This window comes from Okeania sp., from assembly GCF_983059655.1.
This window is the reverse complement of record NZ_CEZPJD010000350.1, coordinates 1-5547: the sequence shown is the minus strand read 5'-3', so window position 1 is coordinate 5547 and position 5547 is coordinate 1. Positions and strand designations below refer to the sequence as shown.

2 protein-coding genes and 1 pseudogene are annotated in these 5547 nt (G+C 34.0%); 2 read left to right on the top strand and 1 reads right to left on the bottom strand.

What is annotated here, in order from left to right; genetic code table 11:
• Positions 1 to 478, top strand: a pseudogene (locus tag AC3DU7_RS18855) (hypothetical protein); the annotation flags it as partial.
• A gap of 246 nt (positions 479 to 724) precedes the next feature.
• Here AC3DU7_RS18855 and AC3DU7_RS18850 read toward each other — a convergent pair.
• Complete coding sequence (locus tag AC3DU7_RS18850; RefSeq protein WP_488040857.1) at positions 725 to 1402, bottom strand: ABC transporter ATP-binding protein; 678 nt, start codon at positions 1400 to 1402, stop codon at positions 725 to 727.
• 1626 nt (positions 1403 to 3028) lie between these two features.
• Between AC3DU7_RS18850 and glyS the strand changes: the two genes are divergently transcribed.
• A complete protein-coding gene (gene glyS / locus AC3DU7_RS18845) occupies positions 3029 to 5188 on the top strand; it encodes a glycine--tRNA ligase subunit beta (RefSeq protein ID WP_488040852.1) in 2160 nt (719 codons plus the stop codon).
• Positions 5189 to 5547: the final 359 nt, after the last annotated feature.

The following is a 5547-nucleotide window of genomic DNA, read 5'->3' as shown; positions in this document are numbered from 1 at the left end:
TGTTGCTTGTGGTGTTAGAGGTAGTAATGATTTTTCATCTTTTTTTAATACTTCTAATGGAGAGAAAGAGTTACACTTAGTAGGTGTTTATGAAGCAAGTTCAGATCATTATAGTGGTTATCATCCTACAGGTACTATTGATGTAAAAATAGAACGAAAAAATCGACCTGTAATTTTAGCTCTCTCTTCTTATGAACCTGTACATTGGAATGTTACTTTGGGCAAAGAAGTTAAATTAGAGAAAGTAATTATTAATGGGTATCACGACCAAGAAATTTCTGGTATTTCTGGGATACCCATAGCAGAATTTAGTTATCAAGGGACAGGTAGATATCTTGGTGAATTTGCCTATCAGTGGGATAAATCTCACCATCATCCTAGTACTGCCTCATTAGTAACTAAACTTGAGCAAATTACTAATACTAATTTAACTTCTTTTCAAGGGTGTTATCGAGGAACAAATTTTACAATTAAATAAAAGAATATAGAAGTAGCTAATATAGCGCTCCGCGCAAGGCAAAAGGCAAAAGGCAAAAGGCAAAAGTTAAAAGTTAAAAGTAATCCCTCACTGAGTTTAAGCCTTTGTAAATGTTCTAAACTTTGTTTCGACTGCTATAAAAACAAAGTAAAGGTAAACAAAAGAAATTAAATTCCCAGACTTAGATTAATATCTGGAAAGTTAGAATAATTTTAGAGGTGAATATATTATTAAAACTACAAGATATTATTCAGATAGTTGTTTATTTTCCTGCACAACCCCATCTTCAAGATAAACTACTCGATCGGCAGAACTTATTATTCTAGGATCGTGAGTTACCATCAACACTGTACAACCACCTTCTTTGGCCAGACGACGCAGTAATTCAATCACTGTATGACCACTGTGAGAATCTAATGCTGCTGTGGGTTCATCAGCCATGATTACCCTTGGACTTCCACATAGTGCGCGGGCGATCGCCACTCTTTGCTTTTGGCCACCAGATAAATCTCTTGGATGTAGCTTGGCCTGGGGCGCTAGTCCTACTTGCTCTAAAAGTACCTGAGCTTCATGTTTTGCTGCTTTACCCTTGATACCCTTCATATTCAGAGCCACTTCTATATTTTCTCTCGCCGTCAATGCCGGGAACAAGTTAAACCCCTGAAAAATAAAGCCGATATTCTTAAGTCTAAACTTGGCTAGTTGGCTTCTGGACATTTTAGTAATTTCTTGTCCCAGGAGACATACTCTACCAGATGTGGGTGTTAACAATCCTGCTAAGATTGACAGTAAAGTTGTTTTACCAGAACCAGATGGTCCCATCAAGAGCTGGACATCACCTTTGTTTACTGTCAAGTCAATATTCTTCAGTACCTGGTATGACTGTTTTCCAGATTGGTAGGTCATTGTCAACCCACAAGCCATAATTGCTGATGTGTTCAATTTAGCAATATCCCTAGGAGTGCAGGCATAAGGGCTTTTATTTTTGGTTGCGGCAGCCATGTACATATTGAAAGTGGTCATAGTGTGACTTTTTAGTAAGCTAGAGTGTTTCCGGGGTAGAGGAATATACCTCTGGTAATGTTTGCTTATGCAAGAATGATTATCTTAGGTTACCTAATTTCTGGCTTTGGACATAACAAAATTGAATCTCTATAAGGATAGGAAAATTTCAGTTACATCTGAGTGAGTAATTCAAATATCATGGCCTTTGACCTGAAGAGAAACTTTAATTTAGTTTCATCAAATTTTATTTTAACCTAATCAGCCCTAAAATAAGAGATAAAATTGAATGAGTAAATACTATTTGCTGAGAATTGAATGAGAATAAATTCTTTAAATAGTTATCAGCTAAATCTTTTAGTCTTTGACTATATCTTTCATTTATGCCTGATTTAATTTCGGATTACTCAATGTTTGACTTCAAAAATATGAATCTTGATGGCTCAAGTTAAGGTGATTGGCATAATTTTATTCTACACCTTTAACAATAATTATAATCCTGATTTGACGTTTTTGCTTCACAAAGTTTATTTTAAATCCTGGATTTAATTATTAATACAGGTATGATTATGACTCTGTCTTGAAACTATTAACTAAGTACGGTTGATTTATTATTATTTATCATACAAACAGGGAATAAAAGCGATCGCGAAATAAATATCCTTGTTGACTAAGTCTGTCTCTTAAGACACAAAATAGTCAAATATATTGCAAAATTCGCTGAATAAGTACTGGAAGACCGGAAATATAAATATTTAGGAAGAAAAAAAATTTAATTTTTATTTTTGCCCGAAGTATGTGCTGGATTAATAAGTTATTGATGATTAGTTTAACTAAACTTAATATAACATATTTGCAAGCTTATAGTAGAAGATTAATTATTTTATAAAGAATAGCAGATATTAGTGAAAGTTTATTCTTTTTTATACATATGAAAATATTTATTCTTAAACACTTCAATGATTAAGTCATAAGTTAGGTTCAATTATATTTTAGCAAAAAAAGTAATTATATTTCAGTTGCAAGATTTTAATGGTAATTAAGAGTCAGGAGACATAAGATAAAAAGATTTTCATCTATCTTAATTGTTATTTAATATCTATCAAAATTATTCCTAATTCCTATATTTTTACTTCATAAAAATATCTTATACCAATTCCCAAAAGTAATGCTATAGTTAGGCAAAACTTCAGTTTTTAAATAATTAACATAGGGAGAATATTTTTTTTGCTGATTTTACTAAAGTTAATGTTAATTATTCTTATATTTACTTCCCCTCCTGGGAGCAGAAGGGTAGATTCATTTCCTGTACGAACGTTGCATGAAATATCCCTACCCACTCCTCTACTCAATAAAACGTAGAAAAGTTTTTGAGAAATGATATTATTCTTTAATTTACCTAGGGCTTACAGACTTTGCATGCATGCTTTCAAGAAGATGTGGCAAAAATGCCTAATATTTAGTATTAGAGACAGGAAGATTTAAACTCAATTTTTCGGTAAACTGTTTTAATTAACTAATAATATCCAAATCTGTAAATATTTTGCTATGCCGACATTTTTATTAGAAATTGGTACAGAAGAATTACCCGCAACTTTTGTCTCTGAAGCCATATCACAGTGGGAAAAACTTATCCCTACTGCCTTGAGTGAGACATACTTAACAAATGATGGAATTAAAATATATGCCACACCAAGACGTTTAGCTGTTGTCATCAAAAATTTACCTACTAAACAACCAGACCGAGAAGAAGAAATTAAAGGTCCTCCGGCAAAGGCAGCTTTTAAAGATGGTAAACCTACAAAGGCAGCAGAAGGCTTTGCTAAAAAACAAGAAATAGAATTAAAAGACCTAGAAATACGCCCGACAGAAAAAGGAGATTTTGTTTTTGTTAATAAAAAAATTCAGGGTAAACAAACAGCAGAAATTCTCATAAAATTAGTACCTGAATGGATTAATAAACTTGAAGGTAAAAGATTTATGCGTTGGGCAGATGGAGATATCAAATTTCCTCGTCCTATTCGATGGTTAGTAACATTATTAGATGGGGAAATATTGCCGATAAATTTAGAAAATGGCTCTGAGATAATTACCTCTGGTCGTGTATCCTACGGACATAGAGTTTTACATCCTGAATCTATTGAAATTAACCAGGCAAAAGATTATGCAGAAGTATTGAGAAAGGCTTATATAGAAGTAGATTTTCAACAAAGAAAGAGTCAAGTTGAACAACAAATACAAACTGTAGCAAAAAAAATTCAAGGAACAGCAGAAGTTCCGACAGAATTATTAGCAGAAGTTACAAATTTAGTTGAATGGCCAACAGCAGTAGTTGGTAAAATTGACGAAGAATTTTTAATTTTGCCTTCGGAAGTAACAACAACGGTTATGGTGACACATCAGCGTTACTTTCCTGTTTTGAAATCCACAAAAACTGCTAAAGCAAAAATTGAACTACTGCCATATTTTATTACTATTTCTAATGGCGACCCGGAAAAGTCAGAGATTATTGCTAAAGGAAACGAACGAGTAATTAGAGCTAGATTAGCTGATGGGCAATTTTTCTATAAAGCAGATTTAGCTAAACCATTAGAAAGCTATTTACCTGAATTGGAAGCTGTAACATTTCAAGCTAAACTAGGCTCAGTGCGGAAAAAAGTAGAACGGATTGTTAATATAGCTAAGTTAATAGCTGAACAGTTAAAAGTCAGTCAAGAAGAAAGCAAAAATATAGAAAGAGCAGCTCTACTTTGCAAAGCTGATTTAGTAACTCAAATGGTTTATGAATTTCCCGAACTTCAGGGAATAATGGGAGAAAAATATGCCCGTGCTTGTGGGGAAAATGAAGCCGTAGCAATGGCAATATTTGAACATTATTTGCCTAGAGGTGCTGGAGATATTTTACCTGAAAGTATTAGCGGTCAAGTTGTGAGTTTGGCAGATAAACTTGATACTTTGGTAAGTATTTTTGGCTTAGGAATGTTACCCACAGGTTCCTCCGACCCCTTTGCTTTACGTCGGGCAGCAAATGCATTGGTAAATATCACTTGGTCAGCGGATTTGCCAATAAATTTACATCAATTATTAGAAAAAATTGCTGTGGATTTTACTAAGTTTTATCCAGAAGCAGAGTCAGGTTTATTGCCACAATTATATGATTTCTTTCTACAACGAATTAAAACTATTTTACAAGAGGAAAAAAATATTGATTACGATCTGGTAAATGCTGTGTTAGGTAATAATGATTCTGAATATACCGAACGAGCATTAAAAGATTTATTAGATGTACGGAACCGTGCAGTTTTCTTGCAAAGTATTCGACAAAATGGTCTGCTTGACCAAATCTATGAAACTGTTAATCGTTCAACTCGTTTGGCTGCTCAAGGTGAGTTGGATTTTATCCAACTTGCACCTGAAAAAAATGTGGATTTAAATTTGTTTAAAAGTCAATCAGAATTAGCATTTTATAATGCTTTAGTTGATTTAGTACCCCAAACAAAAGTATCTCAACAAACCAGAAATTATCAACAATTAGTAGATACTTTGGCAAAAATTGCCCCAACTGTTAGTAATTTCTTTGATGGGCCAGAAAGCGTTTTAGTAATGGATTCTGACGCTAAAATTAAACAGAATCGATTAAATTTATTAGGCTTACTCCGCAATAATGCACGGGTATTGGCCGACTTTGGAGAAATAGTTAAAAGCTAGTGCTGTTACGCGGAAGTTCAGAGGTTCTCTGAGAAGTCCCATTTACTACATCGAATGCTCCCGCGCATCGCCCATTCAACAAAAAGCCTAGCATCCTCTGGCTTTCCCCCTTCCCAAGGGGGACGGGAGGGAGATTAATAAAGGGGGACTTTTACCGAATTATTAATTATTAATTATTAAATAATTTTGGTTTAAAGCCTCCCCTTTTAAAGGGAAAAAAGCGGTCTCCGGATGACGAGGTCCCCTGCTCTTATCAGAGCCGCTCCGAAGATCGCCATATCCAATAAACCAAGAGAAGAAATAATATCTCCTTCTATTCAATCAAGAGCGGTTTTAACCAGAGGTAATTATCAATTATC